The 22,518-nt window shown below is 44.8% G+C and carries 18 protein-coding genes; 15 read left to right on the top strand and 3 right to left on the bottom strand.

The window, feature by feature from the left end:
- The first annotated feature begins 78 nt into the window (after positions 1-78).
- The 6 genes from QUA25_RS09220 to QUA25_RS09195 all read left to right on the top strand — a co-directional run bounded on the left by QUA25_RS09220 (position 79) and on the right by QUA25_RS09195 (position 8,353).
- On the top strand, positions 79-792 hold the full coding sequence (locus QUA25_RS09220; protein ID WP_333037167.1) for an NnrU family protein: 714 nt from the start codon (positions 79-81) through the stop codon (positions 790-792).
- A gap of 45 nt (positions 793-837) precedes the next feature.
- Entirely contained in the window at positions 838-1,215 is a 378-nt protein-coding gene (locus tag QUA25_RS09215; protein ID WP_333037166.1) for a thioredoxin family protein, read from the top strand.
- Between the two features lie 118 nt (positions 1,216-1,333).
- A complete protein-coding gene (locus QUA25_RS09210) occupies positions 1,334-2,785 on the top strand; it encodes a Tic22 family protein (RefSeq protein ID WP_333037165.1) in 1,452 nt (483 codons plus the stop codon).
- Positions 2,786-3,009: 224 nt separating this feature from the next.
- Complete coding sequence (locus tag QUA25_RS09205; protein WP_333037164.1) at positions 3,010-5,055, top strand: NAD(P)H-quinone oxidoreductase subunit 5; 2,046 nt, start codon at positions 3,010-3,012, stop codon at positions 5,053-5,055.
- A 550-nt stretch (positions 5,056-5,605) separates the two neighbouring features.
- On the top strand, positions 5,606-7,192 hold the full coding sequence (gene ndhD1, locus QUA25_RS09200) for a photosynthetic/respiratory NAD(P)H-quinone oxidoreductase subunit D1 (protein ID WP_445242207.1): 1,587 nt from the start codon (positions 5,606-5,608) through the stop codon (positions 7,190-7,192).
- A 222-nt stretch (positions 7,193-7,414) separates the two neighbouring features.
- Positions 7,415-8,353 carry a hypothetical protein gene (locus tag QUA25_RS09195; protein WP_333037163.1) on the top strand — a complete coding sequence of 313 codons (939 nt, stop codon included), beginning with the start codon at positions 7,415-7,417 and terminating at the stop codon, positions 8,351-8,353.
- A 361-nt stretch (positions 8,354-8,714) separates the two neighbouring features.
- Here QUA25_RS09195 and QUA25_RS09190 read toward each other — a convergent pair whose 3' ends face one another.
- Together QUA25_RS09190 and QUA25_RS09185 are read right to left on the bottom strand one after the other, a co-directional pair.
- Positions 8,715-14,423: an AAA family ATPase gene (locus tag QUA25_RS09190; protein ID WP_333037162.1), complete on the bottom strand. Its 5,709-nt coding sequence runs from the start codon at positions 14,421-14,423 to the stop codon at positions 8,715-8,717.
- Positions 14,424-14,597: 174 nt separating this feature from the next.
- A complete protein-coding gene (locus QUA25_RS09185; RefSeq protein ID WP_333037161.1) occupies positions 14,598-14,771 on the bottom strand; it encodes a hypothetical protein in 174 nt (57 codons plus the stop codon).
- 88 nt (positions 14,772-14,859) lie between these two features.
- Here QUA25_RS09185 and QUA25_RS09180 point away from each other — a divergent pair, with 88 nt between their 5' ends.
- The 5 genes from QUA25_RS09180 to QUA25_RS09160 all read left to right on the top strand — a co-directional run bounded on the left by QUA25_RS09180 (position 14,860) and on the right by QUA25_RS09160 (position 17,335).
- On the top strand, positions 14,860-15,081 hold the full coding sequence (locus QUA25_RS09180) for a hypothetical protein (protein ID WP_333037160.1): 222 nt from the start codon (positions 14,860-14,862) through the stop codon (positions 15,079-15,081).
- 141 nt (positions 15,082-15,222) lie between these two features.
- Positions 15,223-15,441, top strand: a complete 219-nt coding sequence (locus QUA25_RS09175; RefSeq protein ID WP_333037159.1) for a hypothetical protein — start codon at positions 15,223-15,225, stop codon at positions 15,439-15,441.
- Positions 15,442-15,560: 119 nt separating this feature from the next.
- A complete protein-coding gene (locus QUA25_RS09170) occupies positions 15,561-15,980 on the top strand; it encodes a hypothetical protein (protein ID WP_333037158.1) in 420 nt (139 codons plus the stop codon).
- A gap of 18 nt (positions 15,981-15,998) precedes the next feature.
- Entirely contained in the window at positions 15,999-16,121 is a 123-nt protein-coding gene (locus QUA25_RS09165; RefSeq protein WP_333037157.1) for a hypothetical protein, read from the top strand.
- Between the two features lie 140 nt (positions 16,122-16,261).
- Positions 16,262-17,335: a M14 family metallopeptidase gene (locus tag QUA25_RS09160; RefSeq protein WP_333037155.1), complete on the top strand. Its 1,074-nt coding sequence runs from the start codon at positions 16,262-16,264 to the stop codon at positions 17,333-17,335.
- A 128-nt stretch (positions 17,336-17,463) separates the two neighbouring features.
- Here the strand turns inward: QUA25_RS09160 and QUA25_RS09155 are convergent, their stop codons facing one another.
- On the bottom strand, positions 17,464-18,207 hold the full coding sequence (locus tag QUA25_RS09155) for a LuxR C-terminal-related transcriptional regulator (RefSeq protein ID WP_333037153.1): 744 nt from the start codon (positions 18,205-18,207) through the stop codon (positions 17,464-17,466).
- Positions 18,208-18,299: 92 nt separating this feature from the next.
- Between QUA25_RS09155 and QUA25_RS09150 the strand changes: the two genes are divergently transcribed.
- The 4 genes from QUA25_RS09150 to QUA25_RS09135 all read left to right on the top strand — a co-directional run bounded on the left by QUA25_RS09150 (position 18,300) and on the right by QUA25_RS09135 (position 22,475).
- On the top strand, positions 18,300-18,722 hold the full coding sequence (locus QUA25_RS09150; protein WP_333037152.1) for a DUF6220 domain-containing protein: 423 nt from the start codon (positions 18,300-18,302) through the stop codon (positions 18,720-18,722).
- A 15-nt stretch (positions 18,723-18,737) separates the two neighbouring features.
- Complete coding sequence (locus QUA25_RS09145) at positions 18,738-19,172, top strand: MAPEG family protein (protein ID WP_333037151.1); 435 nt, start codon at positions 18,738-18,740, stop codon at positions 19,170-19,172.
- 236 nt (positions 19,173-19,408) lie between these two features.
- Positions 19,409-20,035 (top strand): FMN-binding negative transcriptional regulator, encoded by a 627-nt coding sequence (locus tag QUA25_RS09140; protein WP_333037150.1) that lies wholly within the window; start codon positions 19,409-19,411, stop codon positions 20,033-20,035.
- 409 nt (positions 20,036-20,444) lie between these two features.
- Complete coding sequence (locus QUA25_RS09135) at positions 20,445-22,475, top strand: bifunctional serine/threonine-protein kinase/formylglycine-generating enzyme family protein (protein WP_333037149.1); 2,031 nt, start codon at positions 20,445-20,447, stop codon at positions 22,473-22,475.
- Positions 22,476-22,518: the final 43 nt, after the last annotated feature.

Raw genomic sequence — 22,518 nt, 5'->3', positions numbered from 1 at the left:
TGATAACCGCTGAATGCTCCCATAGATACTTTGTGACACAAATTGGCCGAGAATCAATAACTTTTCTTAATATTTGCAATGACGATCGACTTGGCGCTCGACTCCCACTTAGTTATTCTGGGCTTGTTACTGGTTTTTGCGATCGCCCACAGCGGTTTAGCAGCCCTCCGGCCCAAAGGTGAAAAGCTGATCGGGCCGAGACTTTACCGCGTTTTGTTTGCCCTAGTCAGTTTGCCGCTAGCCGTCATTCTGATTGTCTACTTTTTCAACCACCGCTACGACGGCGTACAGCTTTGGCAAGTACAGGGATTACCCGGAGTTAAACCCGCAGTTTGGATACTTTCGGCAATTTCCTTTCTGTTTCTGTACCCAGCAACTTTCAACCTCCTAGAAATTGCCGCCGTCCAAAAGCCCCAAGTTCACCTCTACGAAACTGGCATCATTCGCATCACCCGTCACCCGCAAATGGTGGGACAAGTGATTTGGTGCGTGGCCCACACCCTGTGGATTGGCACTAGCTTTACCCTCGTCACTTCTATCGGTTTGGTACTTCACCACCTGTTCGGAGTGTGGCACGGCGACAGGCGGCTTCAGGCTCGTTTTGGAGAATCCTTTGAAACCATCAAATCTCGAACCTCAATAATTCCATTTTTGGCAATCCTACAAAAGCGTCAAACCCTTGATTTGCTTGAATTTCTGCGCCCTTCCTACCTAGGTGTAGTCATTTTTACGGGCCTGCTGTGGGAAATTCATCCTTTTTTGATGCGTGTAACTAGGAACATATACTGGTAGCATGATCCCTAGAATAGAAAAAAAATTATTAAATTTTGAGGGCTCATGGTGTTGTCGGTTAGCGAACGCACTTTTGCACAAGAGGTGTTTCAAGCCTCTACCCCCGTTTTAGTTCACTTTTCGGCTCCTTGGTGCGGTTTGTGCCGCGCGATCGACCCCACGCTTAAGACTTTTGAGGCACAGTGGGCAGAAAAAGTCAAGCTCGTAGGAGTGAATGCCGATCAATGTTTCAAGTTGGCCCACACTTATCGGCTGACAAGTCTGCCCACGCTGATTTTGTTTGAGGGCGATAAAGTTCGATTTAGATTGGAAGACTACCAAGGGCGGGAGGAACTGCGGCGGACTCTGGATTCCTGGATGCTCGAGGCTCACGTAGCTTCCCCATCTCAACGGCTGCAACTTCAGGAAGTAGCCAACAGGTAACATCTTTAAGAAGTCCCATAGCTGTTAGAACCCCGACTTCTTAAAAAAATCGGGGATATAACACCTATTGTGCCGGTAAGTACAAGATTTAACGAATTTAACACGTGTTAATACCACCATGTCTAATTTAGTTAAGGTTGACTTGCTCCCTGCCTCGGAAGCGGGAAATCTCCAAGCATTAGCACTGTCTAATACAGAAATTGACGAAAAGCTGCGCTCGGTGCCGGTGTTTGTGATTACAGATGCGGTTGGTGCTCCCCTCATCGCTACTGTTCCCAAACAAGGTGAGGGTCAAAGCGGCAATGATTCGGTGACAGGAATTTTTATCAGCCAGCAGGATGCTCAAGCTTTTATCGATCGACTGAAAACTACAAACCCTCAGTTGGCGGCCTCCGTGCGCGTGACGCCGGTGTCGCTAGGGGAAATTTACCAGCTTTCTCAAGCAAATAAAGGCAAGCCGGAGGAGATCCAATTTTCTTACGTTCCGGCTCCGCAGCAGGTGCAGTTGGCTAAAACTGTACTTCAGCAGACTGGTCAACAAGTTAACGAGTTCAACGGTGTACCTCTGTTTTTGGCCAGAGGTGGCCCGGAAAATGGTTATTTGACGATTCAGCGCAACCAGCAAGAGGTGATTCCCTTGTTTTTTAACAAGGAGGATTTGCAGGGAATGGTCGATCGTTTTAAGCAGCAGCAGCAGCCCAGCGTGACAGCCACAATTAAGATTGAGGTGGTGAACTTGGAGAGCGTTTTGGAAGCTTTGCGTACTGAGGACGACCAGTTCTTGACCCAAATGATTTTGATTCCGTCGCGGGAGTCGCTGGATTTTGTGCGCCAGCTTTCTGGAAGTATCACAGACTTTGAGCAGTTGAGCGTTTTTAATAAGTTATTGACTGCCTCCGCTAGCGGAGGTTTTTTTGACTTAACTCTTGGCAATGATTTATTTCAAATACCTCCAAACAGTGCGACTCAATTTCCTGGCGGCGTGCGAGCCTTAGACGGTAACGATACCGTGAGTGGTTCATCAGATGATGATGTAATTAATGGGAATGCTGAAAATGATGTGCTGCGCGGCGGCGCTGGTAGCGACTTGCTGCGGGGTGGCAAAGGCAGCGATTTAATTTTCGGAGATGATGGTAGCGATCTGCTCACCGGCGGTCAAGATAATGATAGTATAGACGGCGGAAGTGGCAGTGATTTTTTGCGGGGAGGTAGAGAAAATGATACTCTCAACGGCGGCGAAGGCAATGATTTTTTATTAGGCGATGCAGGTTTTGACATTCTTACGGGCGGCGGCGAAATAGATAATTTTATTATCAAAATAGATGTTGATGCAGGGGTGCGGGATGCCAATTTTGCCGATCGAATTACCGATTTAAATCAAGGGGATAGAATTGCGATCGCAGGCAGTATCAGTCTTAATGACCTCAATTTCAATGCCGAGGGTGCAAACACGCTAATTTTGTTAGCTAATGGCGACATTTTAGCGAATGTTTTAAATGCAGAACCCGCAACTGTTCGCAGTTCCACATTCATCGCATCCACTACAGATTCGATTCTGAACTTGGGGTAATCGCGATCGACCTCCGCAATATCAGTTTCAGCGGCATTCATTCATCCCGACTCCGTTCGGGGTGAAATTTATGGCACATTAACTCCTAAAAACCTAAATCGATAAGGCCCCCAACCCAGCATACTTCAAAAAAAATCAAGCATTTATGCCCAGTCGTCCAAGCCTGTGTCACAATTGTTTACAGTTTTGTCAATCTAGTAGAAACTTTAAACTACCTATCAGTCATGGAACTGCTTTATCAATATGCTTGGCTGATTCCAGTCCTGCCGCTGGCAGGCGCAATGCTAGTAGGTCTAGGCTTAATCACCTTTAACCAGGCAACCAACAAACTCCGACAAGCGAATGCGATATTAATCGTCTCCGCGCTCGGAGGGTCAATGGTACTATCCTTCGCATTGCTGTGGAGTCAACTACAGGGCCACGCACCCTACACCCGCACTATTCAGTGGGCTTCTGCAGGCGACTTCTCGCTGAATATGGGCTATATCATCGACCCCCTAACGTCGGTGATGCTGGCGATCGTCACTACGGTCGCCTTTTTGGTGATGATTTACACCGACGGCTACATGGCTCACGATGACGGGTACGTGCGCTTTTACGCCTACCTGAGCATCTTCAGCGCGTCGATGTTAGGTCTAGTAATCAGCCCGAACATCGTTCAGATTTACATTTTTTGGGAACTCGTAGGTATGTGTTCGTACCTGCTAGTCGGATTTTGGTACGATCGCAAACCCGCTGCTGACGCTTGCCAAAAAGCTTTTGTCACCAACCGCGTTGGCGACTTCGGCCTACTGCTGGGTATCCTCGGCATTTACTGGGCCACCGGCAGCTTTGAATTTAGCGTGATGGGCGAACGCCTGCACTCCTTAGTCGAATCCGGTGCTCTTTCGGCGACTCTGGCGACAATCTTCGGCGTCCTGATATTTTTGGGGCCAGCAGCTAAATCCGCTCAATTCCCCCTCCACGTCTGGCTGCCAGACGCAATGGAAGGCCCGACACCGATTTCTGCTCTGATCCACGCCGCGACAATGGTAGCCGCTGGCGTATTCCTGATCGCTCGGATGTACCCGGTGTTTGAAGGGCTGCCGGCAGTCATGAATTTGATCGCCTGCACCGGCTGTTTTACGGCATTTATGGGTGCTTCGATCGCGATTACCCAAAATGACATCAAAAAAGGCTTAGCCTACTCCACCATCTCCCAACTCGGCTACATGGTGATGGCAATGGGCGTCGGCGCTTACAGTGCCGGACTTTTCCACTTGATGACTCACGCTTATTTCAAAGCAATGCTGTTCCTGTGTTCAGGTTCAGTGATTCACGGTATGGAAGCAGTTGTAGGCCACAACCCCGCACTCGCTCAAGATATGCGAGTCATGGGCGGCTTGCGGAAATATATGCCGATTACCGCTTCTTGCTTTTTAATCGGAAATTTGGCAATCTGTGGCATTCCCCCGTTTGCCGGTTTTTGGTCAAAAGACGAAATCCTCGCCAGCGCCTTCGCAGCAAATCCGGCTCTGTGGGCTGTTAGCTGGTTGACGGCCGGGATGACCGCGTTTTATATGTTCCGAATGTATTTCAGCACCTTTGAGGGCGAATTTCGGGGCAATGACAGCGCTATCAAGCGGCAACTCTTGCAACCCGGTGTTGTTTTTGGCCCGGGAGCGATGAACGTTAAGGAATTGGCATCAACTGGCGACAGTCACGATGAGCACGACCATTTGCCTCACGAATCTCCTCTGACAATGGCTCTGCCGCTAGTCTTGCTAGCAGTACCTTCTGTGTTTATCGGTTTTCTCGGTACGCCGTTTGCCAATTATTTCGAGCAGTTTGTTCGCGCGCCAGGGGAATCTCTCGAAGAAGTTTTGGAACACGCTGCTGAGTTCAATTTGACGGAATTTTTGATTATGGGCGGAAGCTCTGTAGGTATTGCTTTGCTGGGCATTACTTTGGCTTCTCTGATGTATTTGAGCCGTAAAATTGACGCAAGTGCGATCGCGCAAAAAATCAAACCGCTTTACGAGTTCTCCCTCAACAAGTGGTATCTCGACGATATCAACGATTTTCTCTTTGTCAAAGGCAGCCGCCGTTTAGCGCGGCAAGTCATGGAAGTGGATTTGCGAGTCGTCGATGGTGTAGTCAACTTAACAGGGCTTATCACTCTGGTTAGCGGCGAAGGTTTGAAATACTTTGAGAGCGGTCGCGCTCAATTTTATGCCCTGATTGTGTTTGTCGCAGTTCTGGGTTTTGCGATCGTTTCTGGAGTCGGTTAAATCTTTAGGGACACGGCATTTAGTGTCAACTTAATGTCAAACCGACTGTATCTCTTGTTTGTCTCGAAGTCTAGATCCCCCCTAACCCCCCTTGATAAGGGGGGAACAAGAGTATGCTCTCAAAGTCCCCCTTCTTAAGGGGGATTTAGGAGGATCTAGACTCAGGTAAAAGCAATATTTATCAAGGATTTTAGGCTTAAGTTTACACGCTTTGGGCATGACCGTATCCCCACTAGGAGATATTTTAAAAAATGGTATTAGGTTAATAAATCACAATTGACAATTAGCAAATATAGCAATCCTTGCAGGAGTCATAAATTTTTTACCCCACCCCAACCATCCCCTTGCCAAGGGGAGGGAGTAAGAAATTCACAAATGATGCGAGGATTGCTATAGAAATAAATCTTTCATTAAACTTAACTGTTGCGATCGCATAATTTGTCCAAATAATAGCAAAAAAAAATGTTCCGTCTAAAGAAAGTATAAAATTTAGGCTAAAATTGCCAAAATGTGTTTAAACCTAATAACTGATGGATCATTTTAAAACGCAATGGATACAGCTAACTTTCCCTGGTTAACAACAACAATTCTGTTTCCCATTGCTGCGTCCTTGCTGATTCCTTTAATTCCCGATAAGGATGGCAAGACGGTGCGGTGGTATGCCCTAATTGTGGGTTTAATCGATTTTGCCCTACTTGTTTACGCTTTTTACACTCAGTACGACTTCAGCAATCCAGATTTGCAACTGGTAGAAAGCTATACTTGGGTGCAGCAACTCGATTTGAATTGGTCGGTGGGTGCTGACGGTTTATCAATGCCGCTGATTCTGCTGACTGGTTTTATTACTACGCTGGCTACTTTAGCTGCTTGGCCTGTCACATTTAAACCGAAGCTTTTTTACTTTTTGATGCTGACAATGTACGGCGGCCAAATCGCAGTTTTTGCCGTGCAGGATATGTTGCTGTTTTTCCTGGTTTGGGAACTGGAATTAGTCCCGATTTACCTGATTTTGTCCATCTGGGGCGGCAAAAAGCGCCTCTACGCAGCAACTAAGTTTATCCTGTACACCGCAGGCGGTTCGCTGTTTATTTTGCTTGGCGGGCTGACGATGGCGTTTTACGGCGATACGGTGACTTTCGATATGCGGGCGATCGCAGCTAAAGATTATGCCCCCAATGTAGAATTGATCCTGTATACAGGTTTTTTAATAGCTTACGGCGTCAAACTGCCAATTTTTCCGCTGCACACTTGGCTCCCTGACGCTCACGGGGAAGCAACCGCACCCGCCCATATGTTGCTAGCAGGAATTCTGCTAAAAATGGGCGGTTACGCTTTACTGCGGATGAATGCGGGAATGCTCCCAGATGCTCACGCTACCTTCGCGCCCATCTTGGTAATTTTGGGTGTGGTAAATATTGTTTACGCGGCATTAACTTCTTTTGCTCAGCGCAATTTGAAGCGGAAAATTGCTTATTCTTCGATTTCGCACATGGGGTTTGTGCTGATTGGGATAGCTTCGTTTACCGATTTGGGAATTAGCGGTGCAATGCTGCAAATGGTTTCCCACGGTTTAATCGGGGCGAGTTTGTTCTTTATGGTAGGATGCACTTACGATCGTACTCACACCCTCATGCTCGATGAAATGGGCGGTGTGGGGCAGAAAATGCGTAAGGTTTTCGCGATGTGGACTGCTTGTTCTATGGCTTCTTTGGCTTTGCCGGGAATGAGCGGTTTTGTAGCAGAATTGATGGTGTTTGTGGGTTTTGCAACCAGCGATGCTTACAATCCAGTGTTTAAGGTTTGCGTGGTATTTCTAGCTGCTGTCGGGGTGATTTTGACTCCGATTTATCTGCTGTCGATGCTGCGTGAAATCTTCTACGGCCCTGAAAATAAGGAATTGTCGGAACACGAAGAGTTGGTGGATGCGGAACCGCGAGAAGTGTTTATTATTGCGGCTCTGTTAGTGCCGATTATTGGCATTGGTTTGTATCCGAAGATGCTGACTCAGGTTTACGATGCGACTACTGTACAGTTGACTGCAAAGTTGCGCGATTCTGTGCCTTCTTTGGTGGCTAAGGCTGCTGCGGATAAAACTGTGTCTTTGCGCGCACCGGCGATCGAGCCGAGTAAGTTGTAATTTAAACTGGATTTAGGAAGAAAACCCCCAAAATCTTAGAAAGATAGAGTTTGGGGGTTTTCTATTTTTATTGATAGACAAATCAGGGAAACTTTGGCTCTCAAGCAATTAAAATTTGGGTTGAAAAACAAAGGGAGTAGGCAGTATAATTAATAGTCATGCTGCTGAGTGATCGCTTAGCTTAAATTTAGAATTTAACCCCTATATTCAAACAGGTAAGTTATGTCGCTGCTTCAAAACGCCATTGACTCCATACAGGTGGGTGTTGAAGACTATCTGATGGAGGACGACAGAAGATACCTATCTGCAGTGAGAAACATTTGCGCTGGAATACTTCTTCTATATAAAGAAAAACTAAAGCGCTTATCGCCACAACAGGAAGGTGACAACGAAGTTTTAATCAAACAATCGATCAAGCCTATTCGTGGTGACCAAGGTAACATCTTATTTGTTGGAGATACTGAGAAAACAGTAGATGTTCACACAATTGAGAAAAGATTTAAAGACCTGAAGATAAAATATGATTGGAAAAGATTTCAAGAACTCAATAAGCTCCGCAATAAGATAGAACATTACTATCCAGATAAGTCGCCTAGCGCAGTTCGTGAAGTCATTGTCAAGTCATTTTTTATAATTCAAGATTTCATTAGTCGATATTTAGAGGAAGAACCGTTTAACCTTCTTGGTGAAGAGTGCTGGGAAACTCTATTAGAAACAGAAGAGGTGTACAAAGCCGCAGAGGAAAATTGTAGACAATCCTGGGAGAAATTGGGCTTTAAAAGCTCGGTGTTAGAGCATATAGTAGAAAATATTAGATGTCCAGTCTGCCACTCAAATTTAATCAAAGCTCAAGAGAAATCTAATATTTTTCCCTCTTTGAGTTGTAGCTCATGTAGTAACTCTTTTGAGCTGAATGATGATGCTGAAGATGTAGATAGTTTTGCTCACTGTAACGATTGTGAAACGGAGTCATCGGTAGTGGAATTAGGGGACAAATGGATTTGCTTTTCGTGCCATAAAGTCCACAACGATAACGATGTAGGCTGCTGTGGATACTGTGATGCATTTATTGCTGGAAATTTAGAAGATAGTTTTTTATCAGGTTGCTTAATGTGTGAAGGTCAAATGGGACATTACATGAATTCAAAAGCATACGATTAAGGTGTCCCCAGTGGACACGGCATAACAACGCCCATGCACCCGACCGTTTAGAGGTAATCTGTTGACTCGCCCTTCAATTCGCTACGAGCGCTCTCTGAATTTCTATCCTTATTGTTCGGCCAAGAGTGCGATATTTGTCAAGGTCGATCGCCCGGAGTAAGTGAGGTATCATATTTACAGTGTAACTGATAGCTATAATTTATAATTATGAACTCACTCCAGTTTAAAATCTTCATAAAGCTCAATAGAATTAGAGGCGCAGAGAAGGAATTGCGCCCAGACTTTTTCAAGATGTCTATTCATCACTAGAACTTATGATTATCTGTTTAGGACTACAGGAAATAGCAATAACAACTAATCATCAGGTTTGGCTTTGCAAAGCCAATTTTTGAGAGTCGTGTCTAATAGGAATCTGAATGATGAACTCTGCTCCCTGGCCGGGATGAGAAACACACTTCAACTGTCCGCGATGTTTTTCTACCACAATCTGGTAGCTGATTGACAGCCCCAGACCGGTGCCCTTCCCTACAGGTTTCGTCGTGAAGAACGGGTCGAACAACCGCCGGTTCACTTCCTCTGTCATACCGGGGCCATTGTCGCAAATGCGAATCACAACAAATTGGGGAGCTTTGCGGGTCACGCCGAGCTTGGAGGAATCCACCTCAGCCGAAGAAGATGTAGAGCTTTTCGCAAGGGGGGGATTGGAAATCGGGGATTTTTCTTCTTCCCCATACCCCACTGAGGTGCGAATTGCGATCGTGCGCGCCCCCCTTTGGTCATGAAGAGTGTCAATCGCATTCGCCAGTAAATTTACAAACACCTGGTTCAGTTGGCCCGCATAGCACTCCACCAGCGGCAGCGGGCCGTACTCTTTAATTATTTGAATAGCAGGCTGGTCTAATTTGGCTTGCAGTCGGTGCTGCAAAATCAATAGGGTGTTATCGATGCCCTCATGGATATCGACCTCTTTCATTTCCGCTTCATCCAGTCGCGAGAAGTTTCGCAGGGAGAGGACAATTTCGCGAATTCGGTCTGCCCCCACCTTCATCGAATCCAGCACTTTGGGTAAGTCTTCCATCAAGAAATCTAATTCGATTGCCTCAATATCCTCAACAATCGCTGCTGTGGGATGGGGGTATTGTTCTTGATAGAGTTTCACCAGTCCTAGTATATCTTCACAGTAAGTCCTGACGTGAGTTAGGTTGCCATATATGAAGTTAATCGGGTTATTGATTTCGTGGGCCACCCCGGCAACCATCTGTCCCAGGGAGGACATTTTCTCAGTCTGAATTAGCTGGGTCTGGGTGCGCTTGAGTTCTTGGAAAGAAAGCTCTAGTTGTTCGGCTTGTTTTTTTAGTTGCGCTTCTGATATTCGCAGAGCTTGCTCTATCTGCACGCGATCGCGAATTTCCTGGCTCAGGAGCAGATTTTTTTCTTTTAATTCCTGCGTCCTCTCTTCCACCTTATGTTCTAAAGTCCGGCTGTAATCTTCTAATTGCTCATTGGCTTGTTTCAGGTTGTCAGTCGCCTCAGACAAATTGGCATAGAGTCGGGCATTTTCCAGGGAAATCGCCGCTTGAGAACAGAGCACGGTTAAAACTTCTAGGCGATCGGGAGTAAACGCACTCCTTGTCAGATTATTTTCCAAGTAAAGCAGACCAATGAGCTTTCCTTTATGGACGATCGGCATACATAAAACTGACTTGGGTTGGGCGTTAACTATATAGCTATCCCTGGTAAAAATTCCCTCCTGACTCGCATCATTTAAAACCACATTTTTCTGAGTCCTAGCCACATAATTGAGGAGAGAAAAAGGCAATTTCTGAGTAGTTTCTATTGGTGCGGATTGCAGCACGACTACCTCATTATTATCTATGCTTGCCGTCCCTTCTACCACGAGTTGACCATCTTTGTCCAAAATTAAATAGCTTTTTTCAGCCCCAGCATTCTCGATCGCAATTTTCAATAACTTAGAAAGCAGACTTTCCAGAACAATTTCGCCAGAAATAGCTTGAGAAGATTTCATCACAGAGGCGAAATCCAGTGCTGCAAAACTCCCGGTAGTCGTCGAACACGTCGTCCGTGATACGTCGAAGCTGGGGGTTTCTTTAGTCAGTATTCGCGAGAAGAATTCAGGATATTCTTCTGATAAATCCTGCACTTTTGCTTTGGCTCCCCAGCGAAGATAGCCATAGTAAGCATCCGTCAAATAAATCTCCGCTATCTTCTCCCGCCCGCGAGAGAAATAAAACTCAGCAGCCCGTTCATTAGCTAGGGCTTCTTCCTGAATGTATCCCTGTTCTCTGGCTCCTTGAATGCTAGCGTCATAATACTCCATCGCTTTGCCAATTTTACCCAATACCCGCGCTTTCTCCGCCTCCACTAATTCGTACTTATGCTGGAAGTTAGACGGGGCATGAAATGCCCATTTCTGCATTTTTTCTTGATTAGCTTCAACTAAGCTGATGTATTGCTGTTGTTCGGCGTGTGAAGCTTGAGGATAAACAGCGAGTAGAGCAAGGGAATAATAGAAGTTGTGAGGAGCACTAACTACCATTCCCATCACGCTGACTGCGTGTTCGGCGGCTAAACTGGCATTGGCAACGGCATTCTTGGGTTCTTTAAATAGATATAATAGAATTGTCTTGGCTAGATAAGTTATAAACAGCAAAATTCTATTGTTAGTTTCAAGAAAAACAGGCAACATTTGTGTTTCATTAAAACTTTTGCCCGCCAACTGACATTGGGTCTCAGATTCATTTTGAAGATTTAGCGTCAATTGGTGAAATATTTGGATGTAATAGATAGAATAATCTTGTTTTAGTTTGAGCGCTAAATCTAGATATTGCTCTTGTTCCTCTTCTACAATGTCTAATCGTTCGCCCGTTAAAAATATGCTCGCACAATAGACAGTAACACAATAACCGGCATATTCTATATCTCCAGTTTCCACTCCACTTTGAAACGCTGACAGTAAGGGGACTAAAGCTTTTTTAGCTGGCTCTTTCCAGTGTATAACCAAGCCATAAAATAATTGATTAACTTTACATTTAAGCGAGTTAGCATTAAATTTATTCAACAACGTTAATCCCAAGTTACCCGACTGATATGCGGCATCTATATCCCCTATTACCGAACACAGTATTACACTATAAAAAGCATACGCAAAAGCAGTAAAAGGCGAATGACCATACTCCATGCAGATTTTAACCAAAGTCACTGCAAGTGGAGCCAAAATTGCGGGATTAGCAGTAATAACAGGAGAAATAAGAGAAGTCAGTATACTTAAAGCGGCTATTTTGTAAGGGTCTGTTATCTCTGGGATATTGTCTAAGTCTGCGATATTTGGCAACTCAACCAGAAAACCCCCGTTACCCTGGTCATTTGACAAGGAAACACCCAGCATATCCAGCACTTGCAGTCCCGTATCAATGGCTTTTAACATCTGATTTTGAGCCATATAATACTGGATTTGTAGCTCGTATACTTTCACTTTTTCGAGCAGGGTGCTAGCTTGTTGCAGAACAACTTCAGCAAGAATTGCTGACTTTTCGTAATTGGTATTAATATATTCTGCTTCCACCGCTTCTACATAGAGTGCTAGTGTCAGATCGTAGTTACTCTGCCAACTGTTTTCTGCCAAGAGTTCTAACCCTACTCTTAGTTGGGTGACAGCAGCTTCATAAGCTGACGCTGCTTTGGCTTTTCGACCAGCTATTAAATTTAATCGGGCTAGACGATCTTTTTTGGGCTGATCGGTGATGAAGTCAGCCCCAACATTTAACTGATTGACAATCTCAAAAATATTTTCTTCAATCTCGTCTGCTGGAGTATTCTCAAGTAGCAGTTCACCAATTTTTAAATGGGTCTGTTGTTTCTGAGATTCGGGAATAAGAGAATACGCCGCTTGCTGCACCCGGTCATGGAGAAATTTGTAAGCGATAGGCGCGTGATGGCTGTAAGGGAAAGGACCAGGTGAGCATGATAGCAGAGGAGAATCTGGAGCTATTGTCTCATTTCCTTCCCTGCTCATTTCATCGGAGGTAAAAACGAGAGGGATTTTGTAGGCTTCGCTCAGGGGCAAAACCAAGCCAGCCTGAAGCGCTTCCCACAAATGGGCTGCCGTTTCCGACTGAGATTTTTCATTGACAATAGCCAGAACCTCTAAATTAAATTTGTCTCCAATACAGGCGGCTAATTTTAAGACATCCTGCGTTTCCTCCGAGAGTTTTTGAATATTTCTGGCAATCAGTTCGACGACATTATAATCCGTGATGCCTACTGCTTGAATTTGGTTCAATGACCAATGCCAGCACCCAGCACTGAATTCAAAGGTTAATAGCTTTTCTTGATGCAGAGTAGCGAACATCTGAGTCAAGAAGAAAGGATTCCCCTGAGTTTTATTGAAAAGTAGCTCGGACAATTCAGAAACCCGGTTTCTCGGAGCGGAAGACTCCTTCAGGGTATCCGCTACCAGCAAGCTGACGTTGCCAATATCCAAAGGACGGAGGGTGATATTATTTACAACCGCCCCATTCTTTTGAATCTCCTCCAACGTCAGCATCAACGGATGCGTCGGACTAACTTCATTATCTCGATAGGCTCCCATCAGCAGTAAATATTGGCTGTCAGGGTCACAAATCAGCAGATGAATTAACTTGAGCGATGCCGAATCTGCCCACTGTAAGTCATCCAAAAAGACGACGAGGGGGTGTGAGGGTTTAGTAAATACATGAATGAATTCTTTAAACACGCGATTAAAGCGATTCTCTGATTCAGATGGCCCCAATTGCGGAACAGCTACTTGAGGGCCGACAATCAGTTCGACTTCGGGAATGACATCTATTATGACTTGGCCATTGGAGCCTAAAGCTTCTAAAAGTTGCTGTTTCCAAATCGCTAGTTTTTCCGAACTTTCTGTTAACAGGTGCCGCATCAAGCCGGCGAAAGCTTGAATCAATGAAGCATAAGGAATATTTCGCTTTAATTGGTCAAATTTACCGGAGATAAAATAGCCCCGCTGCCGGAGAATGGGTTTTTGAACTTCATTCACTAAGGAAGATTTGCCAATTCCTGAGTAACCGCTCACTAGCATCATTTCGCTGTTTCCGCCGGAGACTCGCTCAAAGGCTTCCATCAAAGTGGCTACTTCTTGCTCGCGGCCATATAGTTTTTGCGGGATAAGAAATTGTCCAAATTTATCCCTCTTACCGATGGGAAAGTTGCCAATTTTCCCATGCGTTTGCAGTTGATGACGGCACATTTCTAGGTCAGCTTTTAGCCCCAGGGCGCTTTGGTATCTGTCTTCAGCGGTTTTGGCTAATAATTTCATTACGATGTCAGAAATCGCTTCGGGAATCTCACCGATATGCTCATGGGGTGGCACTGGTCTTTTAGCGATATGGCAGTGAATTAATTCCAGGAGGTCGGTGGCTTGATGTGGCAGCTTTCCAGTCAGAATTTCATAAAAGGTGACACCTAATGAGTAAAAGTCGGTGCGGTAGTCAATTGAGCGATTCATCCGCCCGGTTTGCTCTGGAGACATATAGGCGGGGGTGCCTTCTAGCAAGTTGGGATTGCTGAGGCTCTGGTTTTCTCGCTCTAGGTACGTGGAAATGCTAAAATCTATGATTTTAATTTTATCTGTTTTGGAATTGATAATGATATTCTGCGGTTTAATATCTTTATGGATAATCTTATTTTCATGCAGTTGAGCTAGGGTCTCTGCCAAATGAATTGCCAGACTTAGAAATTCGCTTATTTCAAGGTGTTTAGCTGCGATTAGGTTTTTCAGAGATTTTCCCCCAAAATCTTCTAATATCAGCGCCAGACCGTTATTATGCTTTTGTAAAGAGTGAGCTTTGACAATCCCTGCCATGTCAAGAGTTTTGAGGATTTTATATTCATGTCTCAACCGGGCGATTTCTTCTATTGTGGGATACTCGGCTTTGAGGGTTTTTACTATAACGTGAGTTTGCTCCGACTGCTTAACCCCCCGATAAATAACTGTATTGACACCTTCATGAAGCGGCAACGATAAGAGTTTGTAACCTGGCAGCGTGGTTTTCATATTCGTTTTTTCCATGAGTACGATTATTCTGGCCTGGAATTGATAGAGGGAAATCGGAGGCGGCGATGTTCGATCGCCTGTTGGGAAAAATTAAACGAGCAGGGAATCAGCTTATTAGCAAGTGGCAATATTTTATCCGCTCATTCAATGCTAAAGTGCATCAGGGTCGGATATTTATCTATAATACTTCTGCTGGAGTTGGACAAGTAAGAAGGCGCATTCACATAAATTATCCGATCGCACTACCTCAATCATCTGTTTAAACGTCTCTCGCTGTACTTCGCACAGATGCTTAAAGTTTTCCGAACTCAGGTTTTTCACATCCCAGTAGCTTACCTGTTTCAGCATGAATTATTCCAACTTACTATTATACATCCTACTACCACATATTTGCAGCACTGCGACCGAGCGCTAGTGTTCGCGTCGAGCGAAACATTTGTATGAGAGCAGCATACCCCCAAAAATTGAGTTAGAAGATAATATTGGCAAGATGGTCATCCTTGATATAGAAACAGGCGACTCTAAAGTTGATGAAAATGGTTTACACGCTGCTGATTACCTGAGTGCGAAACATCCAAATGCTAGACTTTTGGGTATCCCTATTGGATATAAACTTGCTGCATCTGTAGGTAGTGTCATTGAGCGTCTCTCTAAGTAATTTCACGTATGGTAGGTGATAGATAGGCTAAACTTAATTTTATTGGATTTTGCTTGAAAGTCAAGCTGTTAGAGTTGGAATTCATAAGAACGTTCACTGGGGTGGTTCCGAAAGACTCTGACCCTGATTTATATGTACTCTATGTTTCCGTTTTCTAAGAGAGCGCATTCTCAAGGAGAAACTTTAGACGACATACAAGCGAACTTACGTGAAGCGAGTAAAATGTGGTTGGAAGATGAGAATCGAGCATTAAATCGACCTTCTATTCACTACGAGGTTCACTTAAGTACGATCGCTCTTTTAGTCTTTACCCTTAATTATTCTAGTTTCTCTAGTTGGGAGGATAGCAGCGAATGCTAACCGGACTGCAACTCATGCTAAAAACCATCGAAGGTATTTGCATCACTTGCCAAACAATCCTATAATGGGTCATCATAATCTTGATGATTGTTTCGTTTCATTTTTATAACTAAGCTAATATGCGATCGCTTGTCTTGACTCTAGCTCTCATATGTTTAGCCACCCCCGCTGTTGCCACAACCTGCGAGGAAAGCTTTCAAAAAAAGGGGGACTTTTTGAATGGTGCCGCCTTTTCTGCACGTGTTCAGGTTGAGGGGTTATCGATAGAGAGAGCATTTTCCCAATTACGACCCATTTTGGCCCGCGAAGGCATCAAGACTCTCAGCACGGATCTGAACTTAGGTGTAATGAAAGCAGAAAATCCCGCCACAGCATTTCAGCGTGCTTTGCCAATTGATGTATTTGCCTCAATGGACGGCAATCTATTAAATGTTGAGATGATCTTTACCCTTCCCAGTGGGGTGGGTGCAAGTAAAGACACGGTGAAGGGATACTTGTGTGGTGCACTAAATCAATTATTGCCCCAAACTACAAAGTAATATCTAATCATTCATTTGATGAATTGTAGTTTCCCACACTCGATCGCCAAACCCAATACTTCAAAATTACCTGGGGGCGATCGCTCTTTAATTCGGTGCGTTAGCGAAGCCCTCGAAGAGGATCGCTCTCTGAGTTTCTAGCCTTATTGTCCTATGGATAGTGTGATATTAGTTTGGGCGATCGAAGTGTTAGACAGCAACTACAGTATAATTAATAGTTATACGCTCTGAGTTATTTGTTGAAGCATAGTTGTAAGCTTACTGGTGGGTAATTAAAATTTATGAGCTATTCAGAAGCATTTTCACCCAACTACATTACGGCACGAGAGCGATTTCGAGCAGCATCTTCATCTGTCGGTTATCAGGACACTGCCTATCCAATCGAGCAGGTTAGTCCAACTGGTGAAGAATTAACTATTGATGTGGCTATCGGTGGTTCTTCCAACCCACGACGATGTGTAGTCATTTCTAGTGGCTTGCATGGAGTAGAAGGCTTTCTGGGCTCTGCAATTCAACTTACCTTGTTAGAAAATCACCAACTTCTCAGATCGTTGTCGCCTGATTTTAAGGTTATATTTATTCATGCTCTGAATCCTTATGGTTTTGCATGGCGACGACGTTGGAATGAAAACAACATAGACATAAACCGTAACTTTTTATTATCTGAAGAAAATTTTGATGGCAGCCCAAAGGATTATCCTAAATTCAATTCCTTTCTAAATTCAACGTCGTCGCCATCACGCTTTGAACCTTATATTTTTCAATCTCTCTGGCTGATTTTGAAATATGGAATGACGAGTTTGAAAAACACTTTTCCTGTAGGGCAATACGATTTTCCAAAGGGGCTGTTTTTTGGCGGTCATGCTCCATCCAAAACTCAAGAGATTCTGGCTAGCAATTTGCCCCAATGGATTGGTAATGCTTCTGAGGTAGTGCATATTGATTTCCACACAGGTTTAGGGCGCTGGGGAACTTATAAGCTTTTGTTTAACGGATCTGCAACATCAGAATCTTGTTCAAGACTAGCTCAACGATTTGGAGCAGAAACAATAGAACCGAACAATACAGAAGGTGTGTCATATCCAATTCGCGGTGGATTAAAAACATGGTGCCAAGCTCTTCTACCAGAGTGTCGCTATGATTTACTAACTGCAGAATTTGGCACTTACTCAACGATTAAAGTTTTGAAGGCATTGCGGGCGGAGAATCGTGCTTACTGGTGGGGTAAGTCAGACCAGAACTATGAATGGACAAAAAACCAGTTGGTAGAAATGTTTGCACCCAGATCTCGCAAGTGGCGAGAACAATGCTTAACTCAAGGACTTGATGTTTGTAAACGAGCGTTGATGGACTGAAGGAGTTGCGACGGTAAGCGATCGCAATACTGAATACATTAAAAATACCAGTAGATCGATCGCCCTTCAATTCAATGCGTTAGCGAAGCCCTCGAAGAGGATCGCTCTTGATGTTTCTAGCGTTAAGTTTATTGGTGGATGTTCTGCATCAAGTGGGATGGAGAGCTTTTTACACTTGGCAAATGGTGTTTTGTCGCGGAAAGCTGTGCAACCATTTCTGCACGAGACGAAACCTCAAGCTTACGGAACATTCGCTTCAAAGCTTGCTTCACTGAATTCTCAGTAATCCAAAGTTCCCTCCCGATTTCTGCGTTGGTTCGCCCCAAAGCAACCAATTCGGCAATTTGCAATTCACGAGGCGTTAGGCGTGAGGTCTTGAAAGGTTGGTGTTGCGATTCCCTACGGGATAGCTTCGCTTCGCGTACTGTTGCAGCCCAAACAGACAAGTGCAAACAAATCGCACTCAAATCCGCTAGATTTTCTGTATCGAAAGCGGGCATTGACTGTTCGCGGGTGCAACCCACTACACCCATTAATTGACCGCGACTGACAATCGGCCCCGCCATCACGTGCCAATGATCGGGTCGGGGACAAATTATTGTCCAAACCTTGGGAGATGCCACCAATGCTTCATGGACAGGAGCGTGGCGCTCCGCTAAATAACGCACAACAGGATTGTGTTCGATCGATAGCCCAACTTTCAGTATTTTCTGAAGATTACTATCTACCAAGGGCAGTTGATCGAAGAAAAAGATTCCCGATCGTTTAGCTGCAAAATACTCGCCGATTTTGGGCAGGACTTGCGATCGCAAATCTTGTTCGTCCTTTACCTGGTCGAGCGCTTCAAATAAAAGCTGCAAGGGACTGTTCATGGTCATGGTGTCAAAAAGAGTACCCGATCGAGGTCTAGAAGCATTGCAATACTCGAATTATATTATCCTTGTAAACTCCAAAGCAACTTGACATGACAACCAGTTCGGAAATCGAGCCTGAGCGCACTCCCACACGTGTGATACTCATCAGCTTTTATGTGACTTCAATCATCTTTAATGTCTGCTTGATTGCTCAGTTATTAACGGTTGGAGTTGCCTACTTCAATAATCCTGCATGGTGGAATATTCATGTTTGGTTCGTGCGAGGGTACAGTGGGCTGTCATTAGTATTACTGGGATGGTCGTTAATCGCGCCCTTCTCACGCAGAATACGAAATCTCGCCGCAAGTTTGCCAGTGCTGCTTGGGCTACAATTTTCCAGCATTCATCTCAACAGTCCTCTTCACCTGGAAATACTCCATCCTCTAATTGGATTTACATTACTCTATGTTTCTTCAAGCCTTGTACATTCCCTAGGGCGCACTTTCTCGCCCACCAACAATCATAACCATTAAATTTGAGAGGTATAAATGACGCAAGATACAATTTTTAGTCCCTTCTTTGCAACAGTGTTTCTAACATTCTTAGTCTGGGTGTATATGTACATCCGCCGTATCAGTTTTATCAGCAGTATCAAGCTCGCTCCGAATGAACTTGCTGTACCGGGCGCACTGGCACAAATTTCGCCACCAAGCGTATCCAATCCATCGGATAACCTAAAAAACCTGTTCGAGATTCCGGTACTTTTCTATGCGCTTGTCCTATACCTGTTCATCACAAAGCAGGTGGATACAGTGTATGTGAACGCCGCGTGGGTATTCGTTGTATTTCGTACATTGCATAGTGCTGTTCATTGCACATTCAATCTCATCATACTTCGGTTCTACCTCTACCTATTTGCCACACTCGCGGTGTGGTTCATCGCGATCCGCGCAGCGCTTATCCACTTTGGCACAATCAATTAACCTCGTTCAAAGGAGGTAGAAGTTATCAACAGGCGCCGAACAATGAGGGTGCAGCGGAAACTCCACCCTGTTTCTGCGTGTGTGTTTGGGGTCTGGCTGGGCGATCTGCCACTGAACCGAGTCGTTAGATCGCGATCGCAATACCCAATACTTTAAAATTACCAGTAGAGCGATCGCTCTTCAATTCTGTGCGAGTAGTATAATGGACGAGAGATTGAGCTCCCGATTAAATTTCCATGTATAGACCAACTGCTTTTCAAGAAGACAATCTTGATAAACTGGTTGCTTTCATGAGAGCCAATAGTTTTGCAACATTGGTATCTAGCGTAGAGGCTGTACCTTGTGCTTCACATATTCCTCTCGTCATCGCAATGCAAGGGCAGGTCGTAAAATTGAGCGGTCATCTCTCGAAGCAAAATCCTCAATGGCAAGCCTTCGGATCTGCTGAGTCATTGGCTATCTTTACCGGGCCGCACGCTTACATCTCCCCTACACAGTATGAAAAACACGAGAGCGTACCAACATGGAACTATATTGCTGTTCATGCGTATGGTGTTCCCAAAATCATCATGCTCAATGACTCACCAAAAGCCATGAACAAGATGATAAATCAGATGATAGACGCCTACGAGGTTGACTACCAATCGCATTGGGACGGTTTATCAAATCAATTCCGTGAAGGGATGATGGATGGTATTGTAGGATTTGAGATGACTGTAACTCGACTGGAAAGAAAGTACAAGCTCAGTCAAAACCGCAGCCAAGTCGATCTAGAAACTGTGTCAAACACACTACTACAGAGTTTAGATTCGGCCGCTCGTGCGGTGGGTGTCGAGATGAAACAGAACCTGGAATCGAATTAGACTGTGGAGCGCACAATTGCTGCTGCTTAAATTTAGGATGAAGGGAAAATTAAACATTTAGCTTTGACTAATTTTAATGATGTTTTAGACCCACCTGCTGTGGGGCTCAATCCTTGGTCTTAGGCTGGAAGTATCCGAACATTAGGCAGATAATTCTAGAGTGTTTAATTTGATACTAAATACTACCGATGTCGATCGGTTCGGCCCTATTGCTGAGAAATCTAGAGATTTGTATAAGTCGATTGGGGACTGCGACGAGGACTATCGGCGGTGAGAGGGTTGCGAAAATTAGTCGATCGGGATATGATTTTTTTTCTTCAAATCTCTTTCTAATTTTTATAGCTCCATGAGGAGGCAGACCGACATAAAAGGTATATCATAACCTTAACCGGATCATTTCTTCCCAGATATGTTCTACTGTTCTAATCCCAGGTGTTCTCATCCTTTCAATCCCGACAACTCTAAATTTTGTCAAAGTTGCGGCCAGTCCGACCTCACGCCTCTCTTCAGAAACCGCTACCGCGTGATTCGACTGTTGGGCGAAGGGGGATTTGGGAGAACTTATGAAGCGGTAGATACGGATCGCATGGACGATCCCTGCGTAATTAAGCAGTTTGTACCCCAATTTCAAGGAACCTCAGCACTTGAAAAAGCCTCACAATTGTTTAAAGAAGAAGCGAAACGACTTTACGAACTCGGTGAACATCCCCAAATTCCTCGATTAATTGCTTATTTTGAACAAGACAAGCGACTTTATTTAGTACAAGAGTTGATTGAGGGGCAAACTTTACTAGCAGAATTAACTCAGCAGGGTGTTTTTAGCGAAGAAAAAATTTGGCAGTTGTTGGCAGATGTACTGCCGATTTTGAAATTTGTGCACGATCGCCATGTCATTCACCGAGACATCAAACTTGAGAATATCATGCGGCGCCGCACCTCTGTTAGCTCCTCCCTGCCAAAGGCGGGAAATTTTCGGAATTCAGCTTTCCGAAGGGGAGAGCGGGGAGAGTTAGTTTTGATAGATTTCGGTATTTCCAAGCAAGTGACGGGCTCGCTGATGAGCAAAGTAGGCACGACGGTAGGAACGCCCGGATATTCGCCTGTAGAACAAATGCGCGGTCAAGTTTTCCCCGGAAGCGATTTGTACAGTTTGGGAATAACTTGCCTGAGACTGCTAACTCAATGTTTGCCAAAAGTTGACGGTTCCGATGACCTTTATGACCCGATAAACGGCGGCTGGATGTGGAGAGAACGCTTGCCAGCAGGCACAAAAATTAGCAGCGAGTTGACAAAAATTTTAGATAAGTTAATTGAAGATTATCTCAAAAATAGATATCAATCTGCTGATGAAGTAATTAAAGCTTTAAATCTCTATTGTTTACCTCCCCAACCCCCTTTTGTCAAGGGAGGACTACTTTCTTTAAATTCTTCTGTGACCAAGGGAGGCCCACTTGCTTTAAATTCTTCTGTGACCAAGGGAGGGCCCCTTGCTATCCATACTCCGCTCAATCAAAGCGGGCAAATCAATAGCAATATCTCTCTCAATAGCAGGGTAAAATCCCGCACCAATCCGCCTCCGAACCAGGCCTCGCAGAGAATGCCCGCTGTCAAAAGCACTTTTAAATTTCAGGTGGTGACAGTAGACAAGCGCGGGAAGCAAACTAATGTTAACAGCGGGCAAGCGCGTTTTTTTGAAGAACATCTTGGTAGCAGTACACTGCTGGAAATGGTATCTGTTCCTGGCGGTACTTTCCTCATGGGTTCTCCAAAAAATCGGGGTGACAGCGACGAAAAACCGCAGCACCCAGTAACTTTAGGATCTTTCTATATTAGCAAATTTCCAGTCACTCAGGCCCAGTGGAAAGCAGTTGCGGCGCTGCCGGAAATTAAAATATTTCTCAATCCCGATGCTGCCCGTTTTAAAGGTGCAAATCGACCTGTAGAAAATGTATCTTGGTACGAGGCTGTGGAGTTTTGCGCGAGACTTTCTCGCAAAACTGGTAAGAATTATCGCTTGCCTAGCGAAGCCCAATGGGAATATGCTTGCCGGGGGAAAACTACGGGGCCGTTTCACTTTGGGGAAACGATTACCAGCGACTTAGCCAATTACAACGGAAATTCTAATTACGCTGACGCGCCGAAGGGAGTTTATCGCTTTCAAACGACAGATGTGGGCAGTTTTAAACCTAATGCTTTCGGATTGTACGATTTCCACGGAAATGTTTGGGAATGGTGCGCGGATTCTTGGCACAATAATTATAACGGTGCGCCTGCGGATGGTAGCGTTTGGGAGTCTGACGGGGACTGTTCGCTGAGGTTGTTGCGGGGGGGTTCTTGGAACGATCATCCTCCGAATTGTCGCAGCGCGTGTCGCCTCAGATATCAGCCCGATTGCAAGGCTAGTATTGTTGGTTTTAGAGTGGTTGTTTCTGTTGTTTAAGAATGGCGATTCCCTTGGGATAGTTCCGCTTCACAAACTTTTT

It is taken from the genome of Microcoleus sp. Pol17C6, assembly GCF_036701145.1.
In the GTDB taxonomy this organism is placed as follows: Bacteria; Cyanobacteriota; Cyanobacteriia; order Cyanobacteriales; family Microcoleaceae; genus Microcoleus.
Note: the sequence above shows the minus strand (reverse complement) of the source record. Positions and strands in the feature narration are given on the sequence as shown.

What these genes read in the sequence shown, in the direction of transcription:
- QUA25_RS09220 (WP_333037167.1), top strand. Translation starts at nt 79, where the DNA reads ATGACGATCGACTTGGCGCTCGACTCCCACTTAGTTATTCTGGGCTTG.
- QUA25_RS09215 (WP_333037166.1), top strand. Translation starts at nt 838, where the DNA reads ATGGTGTTGTCGGTTAGCGAACGCACTTTTGCACAAGAGGTGTTTCAA.
- QUA25_RS09210 (WP_333037165.1), top strand. Translation starts at nt 1,334, where the DNA reads ATGTCTAATTTAGTTAAGGTTGACTTGCTCCCTGCCTCGGAAGCGGGA.
- QUA25_RS09205 (WP_333037164.1), top strand. Translation starts at nt 3,010, where the DNA reads ATGGAACTGCTTTATCAATATGCTTGGCTGATTCCAGTCCTGCCGCTG.
- ndhD1 (WP_445242207.1), top strand. Translation starts at nt 5,606, where the DNA reads ATGGATACAGCTAACTTTCCCTGGTTAACAACAACAATTCTGTTTCCC.
- QUA25_RS09195 (WP_333037163.1), top strand. Translation starts at nt 7,415, where the DNA reads ATGTCGCTGCTTCAAAACGCCATTGACTCCATACAGGTGGGTGTTGAA.
- QUA25_RS09190 (WP_333037162.1), bottom strand. Translation starts at nt 14,423, where the DNA reads ATGAAAACCACGCTGCCAGGTTACAAACTCTTATCGTTGCCGCTTCAT.
- QUA25_RS09185 (WP_333037161.1), bottom strand. Translation starts at nt 14,771, where the DNA reads ATGCTGAAACAGGTAAGCTACTGGGATGTGAAAAACCTGAGTTCGGAA.
- QUA25_RS09175 (WP_333037159.1), top strand. Translation starts at nt 15,223, where the DNA reads ATGTTTCCGTTTTCTAAGAGAGCGCATTCTCAAGGAGAAACTTTAGAC.
- QUA25_RS09170 (WP_333037158.1), top strand. Translation starts at nt 15,561, where the DNA reads ATGCGATCGCTTGTCTTGACTCTAGCTCTCATATGTTTAGCCACCCCC.
- QUA25_RS09165 (WP_333037157.1), top strand. Translation starts at nt 15,999, where the DNA reads ATGAATTGTAGTTTCCCACACTCGATCGCCAAACCCAATACTTCAAAA.
- QUA25_RS09160 (WP_333037155.1), top strand. Translation starts at nt 16,262, where the DNA reads ATGAGCTATTCAGAAGCATTTTCACCCAACTACATTACGGCACGAGAG.
- QUA25_RS09155 (WP_333037153.1), bottom strand. Translation starts at nt 18,207, where the DNA reads ATGAACAGTCCCTTGCAGCTTTTATTTGAAGCGCTCGACCAGGTAAAG.
- QUA25_RS09150 (WP_333037152.1), top strand. Translation starts at nt 18,300, where the DNA reads ATGACAACCAGTTCGGAAATCGAGCCTGAGCGCACTCCCACACGTGTG.
- QUA25_RS09145 (WP_333037151.1), top strand. Translation starts at nt 18,738, where the DNA reads ATGACGCAAGATACAATTTTTAGTCCCTTCTTTGCAACAGTGTTTCTA.
- QUA25_RS09140 (WP_333037150.1), top strand. Translation starts at nt 19,409, where the DNA reads ATGTATAGACCAACTGCTTTTCAAGAAGACAATCTTGATAAACTGGTT.
- QUA25_RS09135 (WP_333037149.1), top strand. Translation starts at nt 20,445, where the DNA reads ATGTTCTACTGTTCTAATCCCAGGTGTTCTCATCCTTTCAATCCCGAC.